Raw genomic sequence first — 21,429 nt, forward strand, 5'->3', positions numbered from 1 at the left:
GTCAGTATAATACACTCAAATCAATTAAGTTAACTTCAAAAGGAATACTTTATGCTGAAAGCGTTAGTTTTAGCGAGTGGTCTGTTTAGTGCGATATCATTAGCTTATGATTTACCTGAAAACTCGGTAGATATGGGCAAGGTAAAAGCGCAAGGTAAAGCGGTGGTATTGCTTGGTAATGGTGTAAAGCAAGGTCAGGCTGCACCGGATTTTAAGGTTGCCGATGCTGACTTCAGCCCTGTTACCCTGAAAGACTTTGAAAGTCGTGCAATTTTAATTAGTGTTGTTCCAAGCCTAGATACAGGCACTTGCAGCCTACAAACTAAACATTTCAATGAAAAAGTAGCAAGCCAATTTCCTGATGTTGCCATGTTGACGATTAGTGCTGACTTGCCGTTTGCGCAAAAGCGCTTTTGCAAAGCAGAAAATATCGACAAGGTTAAAACATTATCAGACGCCGTATGGCATTCTTTTGGTGAAAATTATGGCTTGTTGATTAAAGATATGGGCCTGCTCAGTCGTGCAATTTTTGTGCTAGACAAGGAACACAAGGTTGTTTACAAGCAGCTGGTAGAAAATTTAGCAAAAGAGCCAAACTACGAAGAAGTCGTTGGCGCACTGAAGAGTCTATAGCCTCACTATATACTCTCATCAATAAATACAACAAAGCCGGTCACTTAACAACGACCGGCTTTTTCAGTTCGTTATACCAATTTACTTCATTAATTTTACTTTTGTAGATCTAGCATTAGCTTATTAAGACGGCTTACAAAGCCCGCTGGATCTTTCAGGCTACCACGCTCTGCAAGCATTGCTTGGTCTAGTAGTACTTCTGCCCATTGTCCAAACTTGTCTTCGTCTTGTTCGTTATTCAAGTGCTTAACCAATTGGTGCTCAGGGTTAAGTTCAAATACCGGCTTAGACTCAGGCACGGCTTGACCCACCTGCTCCATTAGCTTTTGCATCTGAGAGCTCATGTCGTGATCGTCTGCAACCACACACGCAGGAGAATCTGTTAAGCGGTGCGTAAAGCGTACTTCTTTCACTTTATCGCCAAGTGCTGTTTTCACGCGCTCAACTAGGCCTTCAACTTCTTTCTCACTTTCTTCGTGTGCTTTTTTCGTCTCTTCGTCATCCATATCACCTAAGTCAAGATCACCACGCGTGATTGACTGAAGTGGCTTCTCGTTGAATTCAGTGAGGTGGCTCATCATCCACTCGTCAACACGATCCGACAACAGTAAAACTTCAATGCCTTTCTTACGGAAGATTTCAAGATGCGGTGAACTCTTTGCTGCTTCAAAGCTATCAGCCACAACATAGTAAATCTTATCTTGGCCTTCTTTCATGCGCTCAATGTACTGCTCAAGAGAAACATTTTGCGTTTTCTCGTCAGTATGTGTAGAGCTAAAGCGCAATAGTTTTGCAATAGCATCTTTGTTTGCGAAATCTTCAGCAGGACCTTCTTTGATCACATTACCAAATTCATTCCAGAATGCTTGGTAATCTTCTGGTTTGTTTTTGCCCATACGCTCAAGCATTTTAAGTACACGAGATGTACAGCCTTTACGAATAGCTTGAGTGATCTTGTTGTCTTGTAGGATCTCACGAGATACGTTAAGCGGTAAATCGTTAGAATCTAGTAAGCCTTTAACAAAGCGCAGGTAGCTTGGCATAAACTGCTCGGCGTCATCCATGATGAACACGCGTTGTACATAAAGCTTAAGGCCAGCTTGACGCTCACGATTGTATAAATCGAAAGGTGCCTTTTTAGGGATATAAAGTAGGCTGGTGTATTCAGTTTTACCTTCTACTTTATTGTGTGCCCAAGTGAGTGGCTCTTCCCAATCATGACCAACATGCTTGTAGAACTCTTTATATTCTTCTTCGCTGATCTCTGATTTATCACGAGTCCAAAGTGCTGTGGCTTTGTTGATCGCTTCCCACTCGCCAGGTTGCGCTTCAATTTTCTCGCCATCTGGGCCTTCAGATTCAGGAACTGGGTCTTTATAAAGTTCAACAGGAATTGAAATGTGATCTGAGTATTTAGTCACAATACCGCGAAGGCGATAAGTTTCAAGGAACTCACTCTCTTCTTCACGAAGATGTAGTGTGATCTCTGTACCACGCTCTGCTTTTTCGATTTCAGCAATCGTGAAGTCGCCTTCACCTTGCGATTCCCATTCAACCGCCTCTGACTCACCCGCTTTACGCGTACGAACCGTTACTTTATCAGCAACAATGAATGCAGAATAGAAACCAACACCGAACTGACCAATCAGCTGTGAATCTTTTGCTTGGTCGCCAGTTAGGTTTTTAAAGAAATCAGCTGTACCAGATTTTGCGATGGTACCTAATGAGCTGATCACTTCGTCACGCGTCATACCAATACCATTGTCAGAAATGGTAATGGTTTTTGCATCTTTGTTTACGCTTAAGCGAACACGTAGCTCCGCGTCACCTTCGTAAAGGTCACCATTTTGCAAAGCTAAATAACGTAGTTTGTCAGCCGCGTCTGAAGCGTTAGATACTAATTCGCGTAAAAAGATCTCTTTGTTTGAGTACAAAGAGTGGATCATTAGGTTTAATAATTGTTTGACTTCTGTTTGAAAGCCTAATGTTTCTTTTTGAGCTGCGGACATTGTTCTCTCCAATATAAGCAATTAATGCAGTGTTCTTTATCAATATGCTAGGTATATGGGGGAGGAGAAAAAACTTTCAAGAGACTGAACAAAATTTTTAACAAATCGCCCTATTTTTTAGATTCAATTGCTCCAAAAACAGGGCTTTTAGCAAGAAGCGTTAAGATTAGAGCTTCTTACGCCCGCTAAACGCATGCATTAACGTCATACCGTCTACAAGGTCAAGCTCACCGCCGACAGGCATACCATGGGCAATACGTGACGCTTCAACCTGATACTTATGACATAACTCAGAAATATAATGTGCCGTTGCCTCGCCTTCCACCGTTGGGTTTGTCGCTAAGATAACTTCATTAATATTGCCAGCACTTAGCTTACGCTCAAGGATATCAAGGCCGATTTCATTAGGGCCAATTCCATCCAGAGGCGATAAATGCCCCATCAGCACAAAATACAAGCCATTAAATTGGCCCGTTTGCTCTATCGCCAATACGTCCGTTGGTGATTCAACCACACAAAGCAGCCCTGTGTCTTGGCGCTTGATACTTTGGCAAATATCACACACCTCAACCTCACTAAATGTTCGGCAGCTTGAGCAATGACCGATGGCTTGCATCGCATGAGTAAGGCTTTGCCCCAGTTGGCTGCCGCCCTCTCTGTCTCGCTCTAATAAATGAAAGGCAATACGTTGCGCAGACTTAGGCCCAATGCCAGGTAAACAACGCAGCGCTTCAATAAGCGCCGTTAAACTTGGTGATAATTGCATAAATTCGTTTCTTGTGGCCCATGCAGTGCAAACGCACCGATAACAATGCCGAAATGATAAGGGATATTTCTATTGATTTAAAGCTTGAAGCAATTTCAATTCCCTTCACGCATTGTGAAGTTTAAAAACGCATTTACCATGAATTTTTCAACAATTCGACTCAAATGCTTGCAGCAAACAGGTATTCACTCGACAATGGTTCCATTCCCGATAGTAAATACAATAGGACGACTGTCGGGCTCACTTCTCGAACTAGATAGAGACTACATAATGAAAAAAACGATAATAGCAAGTGCACTTGCAGCCGTTATGCTGACGGGTTGCTCTGAGCCACAAGTCACAACAAGTGAAACCCAAAAAACAGAAAACGCAGCGGTAGCCACTGGTAAGGCCGAACTTGGCAACTTTGGTGTTGACCTCAGTGCACGCGATGAAAGTGTAAAACCAGGCGATGATTTCTTTATGTACGCCAGCGGCACTTGGTACAAAAACTACGAGATGCCAGCAGACAAAACGCGTTTTGGTGCATTCTCTGCACTTGCTGAACGCAGTGAAGAGCAAGTAAAAACCATTATCGAAGAGATTGCTAACGGTAAAAACCTAAACGCCGAAGAGCAGCTAATTGCCGATTTTTACAATGCTTATATGGATGTTGAAACCCTAAATAAGCTTGGTATTAAACCTATTCAGCCACTACTTGCTGACATTGACGCCATTAACAACACTGACGGTCTAACCCAAGCATTCGGACAATCTTGGTTAACTGGCGTAAATGCGCCGATCGGCGGCGGTATGTGGTTTAACCGTCTAGACCCAAATAAATATGAGATGTCGATGGGTGCTGGCGGACTTGGACTACCAGATCGCTCTTACTATTTAGAAGAGGCTGAGCGTTTTGTTAAAACTCGAGAAGCATACGTTACGCATATTGCAGATATGCTTAAATTTGCGGGTAAAGACAAGCCGACTGAGCGCGCAGAGGCCATTCTTGCACTTGAAACTAAAATTGCTGAGGGACACTGGCCACGTGAAAAACGCAGAAATCGCGACCTGACATTAAATCAAGTCAAACGTGACGAACTAGCAACACAGTACCCAGGCTTTAATTGGGATTTATATTTTGCTGAAACAGGCTACAAAGTGCCTCAGCTAAATATGTCTCAGCCAGAGCCGATTAAAGCAATGATTGCGCTTATCAACTCTGAAGACTTGGCCGTCTGGAAAGACTATCTAACTTATCATGCAATTAGCGGCAATGCGTCGCTGTTGTCTGAAGATATCTTCAATACTAACTTTGAATTTTATGGCAAACATTTAAGTGGTCAACAAGAACCGCGCGCACGTTGGAAACGTGCAATCAGCGAAATGTCTGGCACTACGTCGCTTGGCTTTGCAATTGGTAAAGTTTACGTTGCCCGTTACTTCCCAGAGTCTTCTAAAAAACAAATGTCAGAATTGGTTGAAAACCTACGCACCGCGCTTGGTGAAAGGATTGAAGGCCTAGACTGGATGGGTGAAGAAACAAAAGTAAATGCTCAAGCAAAACTTGCCGCATTTACTCCTAAGATTGGCTACCCTGATAAATGGCAATCATTTGATGGGTTAACCCTAACCCGTGATAACTTAATGACAAATGTGAAAAACCTACGTGAGTTTTTCCGCAATGACAGCATCGCTAAAGAGCTTGAAAAAACCGACCGTAACCGCTGGGGTATGACACCGCAACGCGTAAACGCCTACTACAACAGCTCGTTTAATGAAATCGTTTTCCCTGCGGCAATTCTACAACCGCCATTCTTCGATCCAAATGCAGACCCTGCAGTAAACTACGGCGGTATTGGTGCGGTGATAGGGCACGAAATGGGCCACGGTTTTGATGACCAAGGATCTAAATCAGATGCCAACGGTATTCAGCGTAATTGGTGGACCGATTCAGATCGCGCTGCTTTCGAAGAAAAAGCAGACAAGCTCGCGGCGCAATACAACAAATATGAGCCTATTGAGGGTAACTTCGTAAACGGTCGTAACAGCCTTGGCGAAAACATCGGTGACGTAGGTGGCCTTGCAATGGCTTACCATGCTTATAAACTGAGCCTAAACGGCAAAGAAGCACCTGTGATTGATGGCTTGACTGGCGACCAACGTTTCTTCCTTGCCTGGGCACAAGTATGGAAAGAAAAGCGTACTGAGCAAAGCATGCTAAACCAACTACGCGCAGGTACACACGCACCGGGTCAATTTAGAGCGCTTGCACCTCGCAACCATGATGCATGGTATAAAGCGTTTGACGTTAAACCGGGTGACAAACTATACCTAGCACCTGAGGAGCGCGTGCGTATTTGGTAATAACTTGAATCCCAAAGCATAACCTGCCGTCACTGGCAGGTTATGCTGCTTTAACGCCGAGCAATACGCTTTTGCTTAGTTAAGTATGCCCCGCCTAATCCGCTTAAAAACCCAAAAATATGACTTGAACTACTCGTCTGTGCAGAAAAATCAAATAACGTCGCTAAAAAACTAATGTTGGCATAGTAAGTCAATACCAGCAGAGCAATAAAACTAACAATACCAAGCACATCTCGATTGAATAGCGCAGCACCCAGCAATAAGCCAAAGTAACCCATTACAATGCCTGATGCACCAATGTGATTAGCGTGCCCAGCAAACAGCCACACCAACAGCCCTGTAGCAACCACAATAAAAAGTGTTGCTCGCTTAAACCTTGGTAATCTCGCAGCCAAATAGCCGCTAATACTTAAGCCGAGCAAATTACTCAGCAAATGTCCCCAGCTACCATGCACAAAAGGCGCAGTTAACACACCACTCAAATGATGAACATTATGCGGTACAATCCCAAAACGATAGACGGGTAAGCCAAAAATACCACCCAACAACTGTACGAGGCACATCACTGCCATCGCGTACAAAACCAGCTTAAAATTGGGCGGAAAAACTAGTGCACGTTTACTCATCTTATTGTCCACATCCCCGCTAATGGCACACCGCTGATAAGGTGGCTAAATTTTATTAACCTGTTAAAGCCAAGGGCATGTCACAACATCTTGGCTGAGGTCGATTAGAGTAACTTAGGAAGTACAGATAACCCTAGTTTTTCTTTAGTTGAAACAGACAACTTATCAACTTGAGAGATTATTTTGGCAGCTAATGCTTCTCCTTCCATAACACTTACCCCATGTTCACTTGCATATTCTTTAACTTCATCTGAAACAACACCAGTGGTAATCAACCATAAACTAACATTCGGTGTCTCTTTTTCAAATTCAATTAACTGATCAACTCCCCAATTACTAGTTGTACCTGAATGATGCTTACACTGAACATACACGATATTTGTCCCAGAAAAGTCATCACTTTTTTCCGCCCTAATATCAATATCAGAATGATCATTTGTCTGACTTTTTGACATAATATGCGTTCGATAACCTTCAATTTCTAAGAGTTCAGCAATTAACTTTTCTAAACCATACCCACCACTTTCTAGTCTAGATTGCCCTGTTATCAATCTATCTAGCAAACTACGTTCAATATGTTTTAATTCAATTTCTACTCGAGTCTGAAATTCCGAGTCAAATTTTATCTCTAGGTTTTGCTGTAGTTTTTCAATATAGCCGGCAATTTCTTCTTTAAATTCATTAAGGTTGGCAATCGACATCCTTATCTTTAATCTGCTTTGTAAGCCCTCGGTTAATTGATACCTTGGGATCTTAACCAAATTACCATTAGACTTTTTAAAAAAATTGACCGCGACTCTATTAGCTCCATTCCAAGGTGTTTCAGCGAATGATTTTTCACCAACTGCAACCCCTATTAACACAGCCCTATTTATCGGAACTACTACGATATCGCCTGCTGAAATTTCAAAAAATCGTTTGATTTGATTTCTTTGTCTGCCGACATCGATTCCCCTCTCTTTAATAAACTCATCAATTTCAAAAAAAGAATTAAATTTACTCAAATTAATTTCACGCCAACCATAACCAACTAAAGCCTGCTCGGCTAAGTACTCTGGGCCTCTAACTAATATTATGTTTTTCATTTTGTTCGTCCTTTACAGGTTAAGCCAATGCCAAAACGCTTCGGGCATTTCTTGCTCTACCATTTCCATGGCTTTGATATCGACAGTACTGTTACAACCCATCAGAGGTACTTCAATTTCTCTTGATTGCTCAGCCCAGCTAACTTCAAAGTAACGAACATTTTCATCATCATGGCATATCTTAGTTACTCTACCGAAACCGTATAGCTTCATGGTTTTACCAAATTGTTCACGCTTTTTAAGGACAAGAAGGTCACCTGCACACACTTCATACCATCGATTTATCTGAACTTCACTCTCTAGATAGTCAAAACGACAAATCCCATTTTCTTTCCAAAAAATATCTAATCTATTTGAAAAATCAGCTTCGGGACAAAAGCCCATAAATAAAATTGATGTATCTGCAGGCTTACTATATGGGATCGCATCAAGTATTAACTTTGCGTCTTTATCTCCTTTGTTGAAAATGCGTAGCGCATTTTCCTGTAAAACGGCCATTTGAGCTCGCGTTAAACTGCCACTTTTTAGCTGGTCAAGTTGATTTTGAAACTTCATAAATCCACCTCCATATTTAGAATCGTTCGATACTGACACACTTAAGTTAGAACATTTCCACAAAAAATAAAAGCTTTATTATTCAAATAGATAAAACTAACTTTTAGTGTAAAAATGCTAAAATCTCGTGCTATAGAATCGGTTTAAATCCATTTAGAACCCTCTTTTTTCAAAAAAGTAGATTACGATGATAATTTTAAGGGATCAGATAAAGTAACAGCCCTCACCGAATCCGTGGTATCTATTAGGTATCCCTAAATTTCAGACAAAAAAATAGCGCCTAAAGGCGCTATTTTTATGGGATTCTAAATTAGAACGGCATTTTGAAACCTGGAGGCATTTGCATGCCGCCGGTGACTTCTGACATACGCTTTTGCGTTTCTTCACCTACACGGCGCACTGCGTCGTTTACCGCAGCGGCTAGTAGGTCTTCGATCATGTCTTTGTCGTCTTCCATTAGGCTTTCATCGATTTCTACGCGACGTACGTTGTGGCTACCAAGCATAGTTACTTTAACTAAACCTGCGCCTGCTTCACCTGTTACTTCTAGGCTCTTGATCTCTTCTTGGGCTTTTTCCATGCGCTCTTGCATTTGCTGCGCCTGCTTCATGATGTTGCCCATTCCGCCTTTAAACATATTCTGCTCTCTTATACTTCAATTTGGTTTACTGTGATAAAAGATAAGGGCTAACGCCCTTAATTACAATGCCTGAACACTATTTTCGTCAAGCATTGCGTCAAATTCTTGGACAAACGCGCTGACGAGAGGATCGTCACGCATCGCCGCTTTAGCTTGGACAAGCCTATGTTCATCTAACTGTTGCTGTACCAAAAACGGCGTGTTATTTACCGTGTCGATATAGTTAATCTCAAGCGCGATTGGCTGCTCAAGTAATGCGCTTAGGCTTTCAGTTAGTTTCTCTCTCAGCACTGCTGAATCCAAGTGCTGTTGACTCGCATCTACTTGCAATTGTACCTGCGCGCCTTGCTGCGTTATCACACTGTGTAATGCATACTGGCGAATTCGGCCACCTAATTGCATCTTTTCAATCATGTTTGCCCAATCGTCGCTCTGGTGAGCAAACTTAATGCCACTGATTGGACTAACAAAGTTTTCCGGTGCGGGGATCTCCACTTGAATACTTTGCTCGTTATCATCTTGTTTTACCGGCGATAACTGCTCTAGCAATTCTGGCGCTAAATTTTCCGTAATAGGTTTATGGCGCTCTTGAAACGCTTCTTTCTTTTGCTTTTTTGGTGCCAAGCGAGGTGTTGCTGGCTGTGCGCGTTGCGGTTCAGGCTGATACTCAGGTGTGGTTACCGTGGTGGCTGGCGCTTGCTCTATTGGCATTGGCGCACTAGGCGCCTCAGACTTTTTTACCTCACCATTGGCTCCCACCAATCGACCCGCCCCAGAGATATTACGATTTTTTAAAATTCGTGCTATTGCTGACTGGGCTTGATTTTGCTGCTCGGTAACACTTGCTGTAGCAGCAGGTTCTGAAGCGTTTTGGTTTTGCACCTCTGGTCGAGACCAATCCTCTTGGTTTTGTGATGCCATTTGCGCGTATGCAGCATCATCAACTGGCGCACTTTCATGATGATGTGCAGGAACTTGTTCTTGGAACCCCTGCTCTACCGCCTGTGACATGATGCTGTCGTATTGGTTGGCCATCTCCGCCTCAGATGACACAGAGGCGACTGGTGCTTGGCTTTGCGCAGCAGGCGTTGGCGACACCGGCTCATACTGTGTTGTTTGTTGCGTGGTTGATATCGTTGCTTCTGGTGCATATGTAGGTGTTGCTGTCGGCTGTACCTGAGGTGATGCCGCTACCGTAGCATTATCTTCTGTTGGCTTTTTTAACAGCGCTCGTAAATCCCCTACTTTGCTTTGCTTTTCAGAAGTCTCTTGGCTCACAGGAGCGCTAGGCACTACACTATGACTTTCTTTTTCGAACGCCATTAAGCGCAGCATTACCATCTCAAACCCAAGTTTAGGCTCGGGTGCCCACTTTAGGTCTTTTTTGCCATTTAACAGCAGTTGATACAACAACTGACCCTGTTGCGGTGCTAATTGCTCGGCAAATAGCTTAATGTCGTTGTTATCAAAATTTGATAACCGCGCAGCACTAGGCACAAGTTGAGTGAGCTGAATAACATGCAATAACGCAATTAAATCGTCCAGCACACTGACAAAATTACCGTTTTGTAGTGCTATTTTTTCAATCGCATTGAGTAAGGCATCACCGTCGTGACATAAAATTGCAGACAGCAAAATGACCGCATGAGCACTATCCATCAGTCCCAGCATAGATTGCACTGCAGGCACAGTTAAATTGCCATTTGTTTGTGCAATAGCCTGATCGGTCAAACTTAGAGCGTCACGCATACTGCCATCAGCGGCTTTAGCTAACGTTTGTAGCGCTACCGGATCAAAGGCAACTTGCTCTAGCGGCAGAATTTTTTCTAGCTGTTCAACTATTTGCCCTTGTGTCATTGCGTTCAGGTTGAACTGTAAACAGCGAGACAGAATAGTCACAGGCAACTTCTGTGGATCGGTTGTGGCGAGCAAAAATTTTACGTGCTCTGGCGGCTCTTCTAAGGTTTTAAGGAGCGCATTAAAACTGTGCTTCGACAACATATGCACTTCATCGATGAGATAAACCTTGTAGCGACCACGGGTTGGTGCATATTGTACGTTGTCTAAGATTTCTCGCGTGTCTTCAACTTTTGTGCGAGAAGCCGCATCAATTTCGATTAAATCGATAAACTTACCAGTTTCAATCTCAGTACAGGCACTACACTGACCACAAGGCGTTGAAGTAACGCCTTGTTCGCAGTTAAGGCTTTTGGCAAAGATCCTAGCAATGGTTGTTTTGCCCACACCACGTGTTCCGGTGAATAAATAGGCATGGTGTAAACGCTTTTCATTGAGTGCGTTAACCAGAGCTTGTTTAACATGCTCTTGCCCCATTAATTCATGGAAGTTTTGCGGACGCCATTTTCGCGCCAGAACCTGATAGCTCATGCTTATTCGCCTTCGAACTCTACAAGTGAAAGGATTTTGATCCCAAGATCGTTGATTTTCTTTTCACCACCAAGCTCAGGCAATGAAATAACAAACGCAGCATCAGTGGCTTCACCGCCTAAGCGCTTAACCAGTTTTGCTGTTGCTTCAATAGTACCACCTGTTGCAAGTAAATCATCAACAAGTAGCACTTTATCACCTGTTTCAATTGCATCTGAGTGTAATTCAAGCGTATCTTCACCATATTCAAGCTGGTAAGACTGGCTGATCACCTCACGCGGTAATTTACCCGGCTTTCTTACTGGAATAAAAGGAATACCTAACTCATACGCCAATGGTGCACCGAAGATAAAACCACGCGATTCAGTACCGATGATTTTAGTGAAGCCGCCATCTTTATAAGCCGCAACGAATGCATCAATTGTTGCCTTAAACGCAGCTGGATTTGCTAGAAGTGAAGTCACGTCACGGAACATGATCCCTGGTTTTGGGTAATTAGGAACCGTCGCGATACTATTTTTGATCAATGACATATTCTCTGTCGTCATAATTGCTTTGCTTTAAGTTTATTACAAAAGAGTGAGATTATAACAATTTTCTATCCGGTTGAAACCGACTGAGTGACTTTGTGTGTCAGGATGGGGGAAAAGCGAACAATTTAGTGAGTATTTTATACCAATTAGCTTAATTAAGTGATCTATTTTGAGGCGAGAAAATCTTGTCGATAACACCGCTTCCGCGTCCTGCTCACGCCAAGGTACCTACATCCATATAGGCAAGGCGAAAGTTTTGCGATTTAGTTGTTCTAAATGAGAAATTTTTAACGCAGTTAGCGTCAGATTTGCTCCTTCAAATTGAGCAAGTATTAAGACTAATTGGTATATATCTGTATAGAATCGAAAAAGGCTGCGAAAAGCAGCCTCTAGGTAAATACGTTCAGCTTGACTTATGCAAGCGCTGTTGCCCAGCCTAGAATCGCGTTTAAACAACCAATTCCAGCGAATACAGCAACAAATGCAAGGAAATACTTTGCATTGAACGGATCTTTAAAGTCACCTTTAGACATAGATACTACCTTTAATTTTACAACTCGCGCCAACTGCATAGCAGCAGAAAGCATTGACTAGCGCCCTAGTCCGAGTTTAAGCACGACAAAAACAGGCCGTATAATAGTCGATGTTGCCAATAGCTTAAAGGTTTTTTGTTTTGATAATGCCAAGATCCGCGAATTCAGCTAGTGTATGCCGTGCCCCTTGCTGCAGCTGTTCAACGGTAAACTGAGGCACTTGCTGCGCTATAACATCCACAATATCAGTGAGTTGCATACCATCATTGGCTTCAATCACCGACAACATTAAGGCCGTCATCGGATTTAGTGCGACAAACTGAACTTCGTCCTCTTCGTCTCTATACAATGCAAAGCTAAACGTTTGCCCTGCTGTTTTAGTTGGCCTAAAGGTTTCACTGATCTGATGAACCGGATATTGATAATGTGCAACTCTGGCTGTACTTGCCAAGCTAATTTCAACATCTGCAAGCGCTTGTACCTTAATCGAAAGCTCATGCTCTGCTTCAACGGTCGTTGCTACATCTAGCTCTAGCCATTCATAGTGAGCAAGCTCTAACAAGAACTCAGGATCAGCTTCAGAGGGCTCGTATTCTGTTTGTAAAAACTGCAAGAACTCTTTGCTAATCTCTAAAAAGTATGGCGAATGACAATCGTGCTTAACAAAAAATAGCCTAATTAACGTCAACCAATCTTCATTAGTATACAAGCTTTTAAGTACAGGAAACGCACTGCTCACGAAGCCTTCAACATTATTAAAAAACAGCTCTTGATAGATTTTTAATCGCCGAGCTTCTACGCCATCAGGTGCAGGTTGGTTGTCTGGATCTCTAATATGCGCCATAAACTGCCGCTGAGTTTCTACAAAAGACATAACTATACCTGCTCCAAGCGCTTGGCGTATTTGGCCTGTATTGCAGAAATTTGCCCCGCTTCTGCCAGTAATTCTGCCATAGGAGGAATATTAAAATCTCGCTCTAGTAACGTCGGGAATACCCCATGAAGCTCATAGGCTTTATCTAACAAGTCCCATACTGGCGAAGATACCTCAGCGCCGTGTGTATCAACGAGTAAATCTTCGGCTTCCACATAATGGCCTGCGATATGGCCGTATGCAATACGCTCGCTTGGCATAGCCGCTAAGAATTGTTCAGCATCGTAGCCATGGTTAATAGCGTTGACATAGATGTTGTTGACATCGAGTAGCAAATCGCAATCGGCCTCAGCCAATACCCCAAGGGTAAATTCTAACTCCGACATTTGTTGTCCAGGAGCCGCATAGTAAGACACATTTTCTACAGCAATTCGACGTTCTAGATGTTCTTGGACCGCTCGGATCCGCTTAGCTGTATGATGGATTGCTTCTTCCGTAAAAGGGATTGGCATCAGATCGTACATATGACCCTCTCCCGAACAATAACTCAGATGCTCACTGTACGTAGCGATATTATGCTGTTTAAAAAATGTTTTTAGTTGTGATAAAAATTCACGATCAAGCGGTGCAGGTGAACCTAGCGATAACGATAAGCCATGACAGATAAAGGTATGTTGTTGCGTCAATGCTTGAAATTGCTTTGCAAGCTTACCGCCAAATTTTAGCCAGTTTTCTGGTGCAACCTCATAAAAGTCTACTTGCTTTGGTGGTGTATTAAGCACATCATCGACCATTTCACGGCGTAAACCAAGTCCTAAGTTGCCTAACTGCACTGTCATACTTCTCTCACTTTAGACATTATTTTGAAATAATCAGAAGCTCGCATCACAAAGGCTTTACTGTATGCACGGCATCACAAAGGCTTTACTGTATGCACGGCTTCACTTTGGAATTACCCAATAGCGCCGCTTACCTTAACATAACTAGCTGCGCTATTGGGTCGAATACAATGGTATTCCTATTTAGTGGTTACCACCGCATTTACCTTCTCCGCACTTACCTTCTTTTTTGCCTTTGGCGTCGCCACCACATTTACCTTCGCCGCACTTACCTTCTTTTTTGCCTTTGGCGTCGCCACCGCATTTGCCTTCGCCGCACTTACCTTCTTTTTTACCTTTAGCGTCGCCACCACATTTGCCTTCGCCGCACTTACCTTCTTTCTTACCTTTGGCGTCACCACCGCATTTGCCTTCGCCGCACTTACCTTCTTTTTTGCCTTTAGCATCGCCACCGCATTTGCCTTCGCCGCACTTACCTTCTTTTTTGCCTTTAGCATCGCCACCGCATTTGCCTTCGCCGCACTTACCTTCTTTTTTGCCTTTAGCGTCGCCACCACATTTGCCTTCGCCGCATTTTCCTTCACCAGCGTCAAGTTGATAACCGGCAGTCATTGTTTCAAAACTAAATGGATTAGCACTTGCGTCCGTCGCGGTTAACCCCGCGGTACCCGCAACAACAGCGCTTAAAGTAAGGGCAATAGAGTTCTTTTTAACGGTATTCATAATGTTTGCTCTCTCAGAAATAGTAGATTCAATAAGTAGACCCAAACGTCTAAATATTTATTTCGCTAAACGTTTAAAAATTTTAGCTGTAATACCAATTCGCTAAGTTTTGGTTTACATCCAGTTATAGTCCATCTGTTGTCTTTTTGCTATTTGCGGATAACTAGGGGCTGCTGATGACTTGCAGCAAACAATTAGCTAAAATGTCGCGCTTTTCGATGAGTCATCAGTGACTCATTTTATTTTTGTTGTATCTGAAGGTTAACACATGAAGCTTGTTCTGGCGCCGATGGAAGGTGTAGTTGATTTTAAAATGCGCGAATTACTCACAGATCTCGGCGGCTTTGATCTTTGTGTCACTGAATTTATTCGCGTCGTTGATCTCACCTTTCCACGTAGGGTATTTACTAGATACTGTCCTGAACTATTAAATGGTGGTTATACCAGAGCCGGAACACCGGTTAGAGTACAGCTTCTAGGTCAGGTTCCCCATGCGCTTGCTGCAAATGCACGAAAGGCCGTAAAGCTTGGCTCTCATGGTGTTGATTTGAACTTTGGTTGTCCTGCAAAAACCGTGAATAAAAGCCGTGGCGGCGCGGTTTTACTGAAAGAGCCTGAGCAAATCTATCAAATCATTAAAGCGGTTAGAGATGCGGTACCAGAAAAGCATCAAGTAAGTGCCAAAATACGCCTTGGCTTTGATGATGATGCCAATAGCACTGAAATTGTCGATGCGGTCCAGCAAGGTGGTGCGTCGAGTTTGGCAATACATGCACGGACCAAGCGAGATGGCTACAAACCGCCAGCGTACTGGGAAAAGATCCCCTCTTTATTATCAAGGTTAACCATTCCTGTCGTTGCTAACGGTGAAATTTGGCAAGTTGAAGATGCACTACTCTGCCAAACACGTAGCCAATGCCAAGATTTGATGCTTGGTCGCGGTGCGCTAGCCACCCCCGATTTGGCAGCAAAAATCAAAGCGCATGTTAGCGGAACTTATTATACTCCGCTTACATGGGAAAACGTGGTCTACCATATCCTCCACTCTTCCATGCATCAAGATGAGAATATGAGTGAAAAGTACTTTTCGGCTAGAACAAAACAATGGCTCAGTTATCTGAAACGTCAGTATGACGGCGCACATGTTCTTTTTGATGAAATCAAAACGCTTAAAAGCAAAGATGACGTCATGAAGGTGTTGCAGAAATATGCAATGTCTCCAGACATTGATTCAAATCATAACAGTGAAGTTTGACTGAAATGATAATGGGGTGTCGGATAGGAGAGCGCCCATGAATGAAAACACACAACACTACGAACAAAGCCTACAAGCAGAACTTGCCACACTTAGAAGCGACTTCTTGGGAGAGTTAAAAGCTTCACCCAATGAGTTTACTCATAATCTTGCCAATACCTTAGAGCTTAACCCACCTAATAAGTGGCTTGATATTGTGATGGAGAAGATAAATCCTGAGCAATTTCCACTCTATGATAGATTGATGAAAGTCGAAGCGGCATTATGCCAAATGGAAATCGGTCAGTTCGGGTATTGCTGTGATTGCGAGCAGACAATAGAACTTGAGTTGCTAGAACACGATCCAGCAACCCAACGCTGTCGCAGTTGTAAGACTAAGGCTTTAAAAAGTGGGGATATGCAGCAAAAATAGTCGCTGGGAAATAGACAAGATTAGCAATCAATTGTTGTGCTTGTTGTTCATTCAGCGCTAGTTTTGAGTTAAGCGCAACAAATGCTTGCTTTTGTGACCACCCTTGATAATGAATTCCCAAATCCACCGCCATCAAAGTCACGATTAGCGCTTTATGTTGCTCTATTGCCTTTGTACATTTTGCTACGGTCGAAGGCACATTAATAAACCCATCTCGCCAGTTGAGCCCTGCAATTCTTTGGCAGTTAGCCGGCAATAATTCCAGAATATAAGGTTGTTGAGTATCAGGCATTACCTTGAGCACATTCGCTTTGCTATTTTGATCATCAAACTTTGATAACATCGCCAAAACTTTAGTAGGTGAATCTTGAATAGCCCCATAAAAATTGAGCTTTGATTGATACCATTCTTTTCCATTGGGTAGTTGATGGAGTCCAAGCATAGCTCTTGGTTTATAATTACTCAGATAAGCTAACAAGGCCGAACGTGATGGTGCGTCAATATCCGAACTTTCAAGTTGGAGCATTAAAGTATCTCGCTCTAACCGGTTCAAGCGAATATTACTTTCATCGGCCTCTTTTAGTTTTACTTCTACAAACGCAAGCCACTTTCCAAGTTCATTTCTACTTACTTTATTTTTAACATTTTCCAGCACTGATATGTAAGCAGGCCAAGGCAAGTAGCGTTCAGGATATCTTTCCTGAATTCTTAAATAATCTAACTCTTTATGAGCCATAACATCTGGTTCATTCAACTCACTAGATAATAAGGCATGCCTTAGTTGTAAGTAACCTTCTGTGAATGGTAATACACTAATTTCATCGTCGGAGGGCTTGCTTAAACCATTATTAAGAGAAAGTAGTGAAGTTCTGAGCTCTTGGTAACTTACAGTTTGCTTCTGTTCAGTACAGCCAAAAAGGAATATAAGCGTAGCCAAAGTAAAACAGATCAGTAAATGCTTTTTCATAGTTCCACATTAAAATTTAGAATCAAAAAAGCCCCTTTCGGGGCTTTTTTACTAGAGACTTACGCCTCTACGCTGTGCTTTATCTTTGATAAAACCAGACCAACTTTTAGCAAATTTTCTAGTGCGAGGATCTTCCTGCGCTTTCAAAATTGCAGAGTAAGCTTGCTTAAACTTATCCTGATAGAAATAAGCTTCAGCCAAGTCTGTATAGGTATTGCCTTTTTTATCAGTACCGAGCTCTAACGCCTTGTTTAGTCTCACAATAGCTGCACTAAACTGCTGATCCTGAAGTAAAAGACTACCTGCTTTACCATAAAGTTCTGCGTCATTGTCAAACTTCGCAGCTTCTTCGTAATATTTAGCAGCATCGCTGATATGTTTAGCTTGGTGGTAGTAACTTGCAAGCGCTGTTACGTTCTGCTTTGTTCGTTCAATTTTGCCATCTTTGATCGCTTTTTCGAACGTTTGAGCTGCACGCCAAGGATCTTCTGTTAAAGAGTATAAGCTTCCAAGAATCTTATAATCATTCTCTTTTTCAAAATAACCTTTTTTATACGCCACCTTCATTACAGTCATACCTTTGCTGTAATCTTCGGTTTGCAAATAAAAACCACCCAGTTGTGTCCAAGCTTTCGGGTCTTCAGGGAAAACACGTACTAACTCTTCACCAACCTCTACAGCCTTTTTGAACTGTTTTAATTCAAAGTACGCCGCAACTTTCATCAGGTAGTATTGCTTATTAGGCTCTTCTACACCCGCAATCGCTTTATCAGCTGGAGCAATAACATTCGTATATTGCTTTAACTCATAATAAGCTTGAGCGATACGACCATATACTTTGGCGTCATTTTCACCAGTAAAGTCCATCCACGCTTCATAAGCCTTAATGCCTTCTGCGTACTTTTCAGTACCAAGCAAAAGGTCACCTAACAGCTTCATCAAATCGCCTTGCTCTTTGAAATTAAGCGCGTCAGGCGCAATGGCTAGACGTGAGTATTTAATCGCTTCGGCGTAGTTTTCCTTTTGAGCATAAAGCTGGCCGAGGTAACGGTTGACTGTCGCTTTATCGAAATCATCTGAAGGATCAAGTTCGCGAAGCATTGCAATTGCTTCATCGACCTTTTCTTCATTATAGAGTTCGAACGCTTTAGCAACTTTTTTACCTACACGCTCACCCATGATCTTAGTTTTTGCCGCTTTGCGCTTCTCTATTTCTTCATAGTTAGGCGCTGCAGAAACTGAGCTTGAGTAAATACCACCAGTTAACGCTATCAAGAGAGCAAGAGCTGTAAATTTAGGTAAACTTTTCATGTCCTGCCTCCTTAATCTTGGTTTAACTTAAAGTCAAGCTGAACTGTGATGCCAGGTTGCTTTTGTGGCTTACCGTCAACAACCTTAGGACGGTATTTCCACTTGCGTAGTGCACGTTTTGCTTCGCGGTCAAAGATGCGCTTCGGTTCAGCGTCGATAACTTCAATATCGTCAACTCCACCAAGCTCATTGATTGTGAATGATAAACGTACCCAACCTTCTTTGCCATCACGAGCAGCTTGAGGTGGATATTTTGGCTCGATTCGAACGATTGGTGTTGCATCACCGTCACGACCAAACTCGCCAGGTCCAGATAAACCACCTGCGGTTCCACCTAGATCAATACTAGGCATATTAAAGCCGATATTTCCTGCAGTCGGATCAGCCGTGTCAGGCTGAGGCGGCTGCGGTTTAGGCGGCTGCTTTGGCGGTGGCGGCGGCGGAGGCGGGACACGCTTCCGCTGCTGCACCTTTGATTCAGGCGGATTCGACATAATCTCGACTACGATTTGTTCCTTTTGTACATCTGCCCTATCTGCTCCTCCGGAGATAAGATATGACATGAAAAAGAACAAGCCGAGAGTTACTGCCCCACCTGCTAGAAGTGAAAACAGAAGTCGAATCATTACTGATCTCCAGCTATTGAAATCTTCAAGTTGTCGCCAGTCGCTTTAATTTGGTCCATAACCTTAACAACTACGCCGTGTTTCGCACCTTTGTCGGCTTGAATAATAATCACGTCAGTAGGCTGTTCAGCCATTAGACTTTCAAGGTTTGCACTTACACGCTCAACATCAACCTGGCGCTTATCCATCCAAATCTCACCGTTTTCACGGATTGCGATAAAGATGTTCGCGTTTTTGGTTTTTTGTGCTTGTGCCGCTTTTGGCTTGTTAACCTCAATACCAGCTTCTTTAACAAAAGAAGTGGTTACGATGAAGAAGATAAGCATAATGAATACGATGTCTAGCATCGGCGTCATATCTACTGCTGCATCTTCCTCTTCACGAAAACGTTGTTTACGTGCCATAGTTCAATCTCTCTCTAGTGATGAGGCAAGCTATCAACTAGCTTCTCTTTAGCCATTTTCGCACGTGCTTCTAGACGCGTGCTAAAGAAAACACCTGATAGTGCCGCAACCATTCCAGCCATTGTTGGTACCGTAGCCATTGAAATGCCTGAAGCCATTAATCGCGCGTTACCCGTACCTTGAGTAGCCATTGTTTCAAATACGGTGATCATACCTGTCACTGTACCTAAAAGACCGATTAATGGACACATTGCAACCAATGTTTTGATAATCAACATGCGCTCATCTAATTTTTCAGACACTTCAGAAATCCAAGCATCGCGGATTCTGTGTGCGTACCAAGACGTAGTATCTTGCCGGGCGTCCCACTTAGCGACGATTTCCTTATGCATTTTAGGAAATTCGCCGAGTAGGAACCAATAGCGCTCAATCATTAAAACCCACATTAGAAAGAGTGCCATTGCGACCACGTACAATACATCGCCGCCTGTAGCAACAAAATCCCTGATAGATTCCCATATCTCCATCAGGACTAACATTAGGCTTTCTCCTTCTCCGCGTGAGTAGCAACAATACCTGCGCTTTGCTCATCTAGGATGTGTAGAACCGCTTTACTACGACCATGTACAACAGCATGAAGTAGAATCAGAGGTAGAGCTGCAATAAGACCTAGTGCTGTTGTTACTAGCGCTAGAGAGATGTTACCTGCCATGATCTTCGGATCACCAGTACCATGTAGTGTGATTGATTCGAATGTCATGATCATACCAACAACCGTACCTAGTAGACCTAGTAGTGGCGCGATGGCCGCTAGGATCTTGATGATGTTTACGCCCATCTCGATACGCGGAGTTTCACGTAGGATAGCTTCATCAAGCTTAAGCTCTAGGTTTTCAACGTCTTGGTCTTTGTTGTCGTGATATACTTTCAAGATACGACCAAGTGGGTTGTTAGTGTTAGGGTTATTTGCATTTTTAATTTGCGCTTTGATTTTACCACTAACAATGAATAGGTCTAGCATACGAACGATTGCAATCAATGCACCTAAGATAAGTAGTGCTGTAATGATGTAACCAACCGTGTCACCTTGGTGCCAGCGCTCTTCCATCGTTGCACGTTGAGTATTAAGTCGTAATAATGAACCACGAGTTGGGTCAACTGCAAACATAACAAACTTATCAGCAGATGCACCGATTAGACGCTCAACACCACCTAGTTCACCGCTTGGCTGCTTACCAAGAGGAACAATTTGCTTGTTCTCAGGATCGTAAATAACGTAGCCGTCTTTAGTGACTAGGTTGAAGTTACCAACACGTGTTACTTCTTTAACGTTTACGTCACCGTTTAGCTCAGCAACTTCAGCTTCAAACTTAGTTACTTTAGCTGATTCAGTCATTTCAGTTTGGAAAGCAATCCAAAGGTCTTCAAGTTCACGAGTAGTTGGCAGCTCTTTCGCTTCAGCTAGTGAACGAAGAACTTCAGCACGTCCTGGCTTTTCAGCACTTACAAGTGAAGCTTCGATTGAACCGATGGCATCAGCAGCTGAACGACGTACAACACCGAACATTTCACCGAGTGTACCTTTGGCATTTTCAAGCTCAACTTCTTTTTCAGCAAGTGTGATTTCATTTTGCTTGAATTGTTCATTTAAACGCTCACCACGTGCTTTCTCAGCAGCCAATTCACGCTTCGCTTTGTTCAACAATGCTTGTTTGTCAGCACGGTCGTTTAAAAACTCTTGCTCACGTTGTTTGTTGATTTTGCCTTCAGAGATACGGTTTTGTTTAACCTGTTCTAGGATTTTGTCTAAGGCTTCAGTGTTTGCGTGTGCATTTAGCGCGGCACCAGCAGAAACTGTTAACGCTGCAGCAACTGCAAAACCTTTAAATAGTTTCTTCATCATT

21 protein-coding genes are annotated in these 21,429 nt (G+C 42.9%); 4 read left to right on the top strand and 17 right to left on the bottom strand.

Annotated features, from left to right (window positions below; genetic code table 11):
* Positions 1-51 precede the first annotated feature (51 nt).
* The gene (gene tpx, locus L1271_RS13195; RefSeq protein ID WP_010606423.1) at positions 52-633 is read left to right on the top strand and encodes a thiol peroxidase; all 582 of its coding nucleotides are present in this window, start codon (positions 52-54) and stop codon (positions 631-633) included.
* Positions 634-728: 95 nt separating this feature from the next.
* Here the strand turns inward: tpx and htpG are convergent, their stop codons facing one another.
* Entirely contained in the window at positions 729-2,642 is a 1,914-nt protein-coding gene (htpG, locus tag L1271_RS13200; RefSeq protein ID WP_010606422.1) for a molecular chaperone HtpG, read from the bottom strand.
* 166 nt (positions 2,643-2,808) lie between these two features.
* Complete coding sequence (gene recR, locus L1271_RS13205) at positions 2,809-3,408, bottom strand: recombination mediator RecR (protein ID WP_119231545.1); 600 nt, start codon at positions 3,406-3,408, stop codon at positions 2,809-2,811.
* Between the two features lie 270 nt (positions 3,409-3,678).
* Between recR and L1271_RS13210 the strand changes: the two genes are divergently transcribed.
* Positions 3,679-5,754: a M13 family metallopeptidase gene (locus L1271_RS13210; RefSeq protein ID WP_235368035.1), complete on the top strand. Its 2,076-nt coding sequence runs from the start codon at positions 3,679-3,681 to the stop codon at positions 5,752-5,754.
* 50 nt (positions 5,755-5,804) lie between these two features.
* Here L1271_RS13210 and L1271_RS13215 read toward each other — a convergent pair whose 3' ends face one another.
* From L1271_RS13215 to L1271_RS13255, 9 genes are all read right to left on the bottom strand, one after another.
* Positions 5,805-6,380 carry a rhomboid family intramembrane serine protease gene (locus L1271_RS13215; RefSeq protein WP_235368036.1) on the bottom strand — a complete coding sequence of 192 codons (576 nt, stop codon included), beginning with the start codon at positions 6,378-6,380 and terminating at the stop codon, positions 5,805-5,807.
* Between the two features lie 104 nt (positions 6,381-6,484).
* Positions 6,485-7,465, bottom strand: coding sequence for a restriction endonuclease (locus tag L1271_RS13220; protein WP_235368037.1), 981 nt, complete (start codon positions 7,463-7,465; stop codon positions 6,485-6,487).
* A 12-nt stretch (positions 7,466-7,477) separates the two neighbouring features.
* Positions 7,478-8,020 carry a hypothetical protein gene (locus L1271_RS13225; RefSeq protein WP_102056517.1) on the bottom strand — a complete coding sequence of 181 codons (543 nt, stop codon included), beginning with the start codon at positions 8,018-8,020 and terminating at the stop codon, positions 7,478-7,480.
* 310 nt (positions 8,021-8,330) lie between these two features.
* Positions 8,331-8,657, bottom strand: coding sequence for a YbaB/EbfC family nucleoid-associated protein (locus tag L1271_RS13230; RefSeq protein WP_010368987.1), 327 nt, complete (start codon positions 8,655-8,657; stop codon positions 8,331-8,333).
* Positions 8,658-8,720: 63 nt separating this feature from the next.
* Positions 8,721-11,048 (bottom strand): DNA polymerase III subunit gamma/tau, encoded by a 2,328-nt coding sequence (gene dnaX, locus L1271_RS13235; RefSeq protein WP_235368038.1) that lies wholly within the window; start codon positions 11,046-11,048, stop codon positions 8,721-8,723.
* Between the two features lie 2 nt (positions 11,049-11,050).
* Entirely contained in the window at positions 11,051-11,596 is a 546-nt protein-coding gene (apt, locus tag L1271_RS13240; protein ID WP_010606415.1) for an adenine phosphoribosyltransferase, read from the bottom strand.
* Positions 11,597-12,238: 642 nt separating this feature from the next.
* Positions 12,239-12,988, bottom strand: coding sequence for an HvfC family RiPP maturation protein (locus L1271_RS13245; RefSeq protein WP_235368039.1), 750 nt, complete (start codon positions 12,986-12,988; stop codon positions 12,239-12,241).
* A gap of 2 nt (positions 12,989-12,990) precedes the next feature.
* Complete coding sequence (locus L1271_RS13250) at positions 12,991-13,827, bottom strand: HvfB family MNIO-type RiPP peptide maturase (RefSeq protein ID WP_235368040.1); 837 nt, start codon at positions 13,825-13,827, stop codon at positions 12,991-12,993.
* Between the two features lie 183 nt (positions 13,828-14,010).
* On the bottom strand, positions 14,011-14,550 hold the full coding sequence (locus L1271_RS13255) for an HvfA family oxazolone/thioamide-modified RiPP metallophore (protein WP_039492461.1): 540 nt from the start codon (positions 14,548-14,550) through the stop codon (positions 14,011-14,013).
* Between the two features lie 268 nt (positions 14,551-14,818).
* On the opposite strand from L1271_RS13255, the gene L1271_RS13260 reads away from it, so the two are divergent.
* Together L1271_RS13260 and L1271_RS13265 are read left to right on the top strand one after the other, a co-directional pair.
* Positions 14,819-15,805: a tRNA-dihydrouridine synthase gene (locus L1271_RS13260; protein ID WP_235368041.1), complete on the top strand. Its 987-nt coding sequence runs from the start codon at positions 14,819-14,821 to the stop codon at positions 15,803-15,805.
* A 37-nt stretch (positions 15,806-15,842) separates the two neighbouring features.
* Positions 15,843-16,217, top strand: a complete 375-nt coding sequence (locus L1271_RS13265) for a TraR/DksA family transcriptional regulator (RefSeq protein ID WP_010606408.1) — start codon at positions 15,843-15,845, stop codon at positions 16,215-16,217.
* On the opposite strand, the gene L1271_RS13270 is transcribed toward L1271_RS13265, so the two are convergent.
* From L1271_RS13270 to L1271_RS13295, 6 genes are read right to left on the bottom strand one after another with little or no spacing between them, the layout of a single operon-like run.
* The gene (locus L1271_RS13270) at positions 16,180-17,184 is read right to left on the bottom strand and encodes a hypothetical protein (RefSeq protein WP_235368042.1); all 1,005 of its coding nucleotides are present in this window, start codon (positions 17,182-17,184) and stop codon (positions 16,180-16,182) included. The two genes, L1271_RS13265 and L1271_RS13270, sit on opposite strands and share 38 nt — an antisense overlap.
* Before the next feature lie 51 nt (positions 17,185-17,235).
* Positions 17,236-18,495, bottom strand: a complete 1,260-nt coding sequence (locus L1271_RS13275) for a tetratricopeptide repeat protein (RefSeq protein ID WP_102056511.1) — start codon at positions 18,493-18,495, stop codon at positions 17,236-17,238.
* An 11-nt stretch (positions 18,496-18,506) separates the two neighbouring features.
* Entirely contained in the window at positions 18,507-19,121 is a 615-nt protein-coding gene (locus tag L1271_RS13280) for an energy transducer TonB (RefSeq protein WP_010606405.1), read from the bottom strand.
* A complete protein-coding gene (locus L1271_RS13285; protein WP_010606404.1) occupies positions 19,121-19,525 on the bottom strand; it encodes an ExbD/TolR family protein in 405 nt (134 codons plus the stop codon). Before L1271_RS13285 ends, L1271_RS13280 begins: the two co-directional genes overlap by 1 nt.
* Positions 19,526-19,539: 14 nt before the next feature.
* Positions 19,540-20,064 (bottom strand): MotA/TolQ/ExbB proton channel family protein, encoded by a 525-nt coding sequence (locus tag L1271_RS13290; protein ID WP_010606403.1) that lies wholly within the window; start codon positions 20,062-20,064, stop codon positions 19,540-19,542.
* Positions 20,064-21,425 (bottom strand): MotA/TolQ/ExbB proton channel family protein, encoded by a 1,362-nt coding sequence (locus L1271_RS13295; RefSeq protein WP_029215858.1) that lies wholly within the window; start codon positions 21,423-21,425, stop codon positions 20,064-20,066. The genes L1271_RS13290 and L1271_RS13295 overlap by 1 nt, the downstream gene beginning before the upstream one ends.
* Between the last annotated feature and the right edge of the window lie 4 nt (positions 21,426-21,429).

The organism is Pseudoalteromonas sp. OF5H-5 (assembly GCF_021530695.1).
Taxonomy (GTDB): Bacteria; Pseudomonadota; Gammaproteobacteria; order Enterobacterales; family Alteromonadaceae; genus Pseudoalteromonas.

Coding starts and splice junctions, on each gene's coding strand:
- tpx (WP_010606423.1), top strand. CDS start 52: ATGCTGAAAGCGTTAGTTTTAGCGAGTGGTCTGTTTAGTGCGATATCA.
- htpG (WP_010606422.1), bottom strand. CDS start 2,642: ATGTCCGCAGCTCAAAAAGAAACATTAGGCTTTCAAACAGAAGTCAAA.
- recR (WP_119231545.1), bottom strand. CDS start 3,408: ATGCAATTATCACCAAGTTTAACGGCGCTTATTGAAGCGCTGCGTTGT.
- L1271_RS13210 (WP_235368035.1), top strand. CDS start 3,679: ATGAAAAAAACGATAATAGCAAGTGCACTTGCAGCCGTTATGCTGACG.
- L1271_RS13215 (WP_235368036.1), bottom strand. CDS start 6,380: ATGAGTAAACGTGCACTAGTTTTTCCGCCCAATTTTAAGCTGGTTTTG.
- L1271_RS13220 (WP_235368037.1), bottom strand. CDS start 7,465: ATGAAAAACATAATATTAGTTAGAGGCCCAGAGTACTTAGCCGAGCAG.
- L1271_RS13225 (WP_102056517.1), bottom strand. CDS start 8,020: ATGAAGTTTCAAAATCAACTTGACCAGCTAAAAAGTGGCAGTTTAACG.
- L1271_RS13230 (WP_010368987.1), bottom strand. CDS start 8,657: ATGTTTAAAGGCGGAATGGGCAACATCATGAAGCAGGCGCAGCAAATG.
- dnaX (WP_235368038.1), bottom strand. CDS start 11,048: ATGAGCTATCAGGTTCTGGCGCGAAAATGGCGTCCGCAAAACTTCCAT.
- apt (WP_010606415.1), bottom strand. CDS start 11,596: ATGACGACAGAGAATATGTCATTGATCAAAAATAGTATCGCGACGGTT.
- L1271_RS13245 (WP_235368039.1), bottom strand. CDS start 12,988: ATGTCTTTTGTAGAAACTCAGCGGCAGTTTATGGCGCATATTAGAGAT.
- L1271_RS13250 (WP_235368040.1), bottom strand. CDS start 13,827: ATGACAGTGCAGTTAGGCAACTTAGGACTTGGTTTACGCCGTGAAATG.
- L1271_RS13255 (WP_039492461.1), bottom strand. CDS start 14,550: ATGAATACCGTTAAAAAGAACTCTATTGCCCTTACTTTAAGCGCTGTT.
- L1271_RS13260 (WP_235368041.1), top strand. CDS start 14,819: ATGAAGCTTGTTCTGGCGCCGATGGAAGGTGTAGTTGATTTTAAAATG.
- L1271_RS13265 (WP_010606408.1), top strand. CDS start 15,843: ATGAATGAAAACACACAACACTACGAACAAAGCCTACAAGCAGAACTT.
- L1271_RS13270 (WP_235368042.1), bottom strand. CDS start 17,184: ATGAAAAAGCATTTACTGATCTGTTTTACTTTGGCTACGCTTATATTC.
- L1271_RS13275 (WP_102056511.1), bottom strand. CDS start 18,495: ATGAAAAGTTTACCTAAATTTACAGCTCTTGCTCTCTTGATAGCGTTA.
- L1271_RS13280 (WP_010606405.1), bottom strand. CDS start 19,121: ATGATTCGACTTCTGTTTTCACTTCTAGCAGGTGGGGCAGTAACTCTC.
- L1271_RS13285 (WP_010606404.1), bottom strand. CDS start 19,525: ATGGCACGTAAACAACGTTTTCGTGAAGAGGAAGATGCAGCAGTAGAT.
- L1271_RS13290 (WP_010606403.1), bottom strand. CDS start 20,064: ATGTTAGTCCTGATGGAGATATGGGAATCTATCAGGGATTTTGTTGCT.
- L1271_RS13295 (WP_029215858.1), bottom strand. CDS start 21,425: ATGAAGAAACTATTTAAAGGTTTTGCAGTTGCTGCAGCGTTAACAGTT.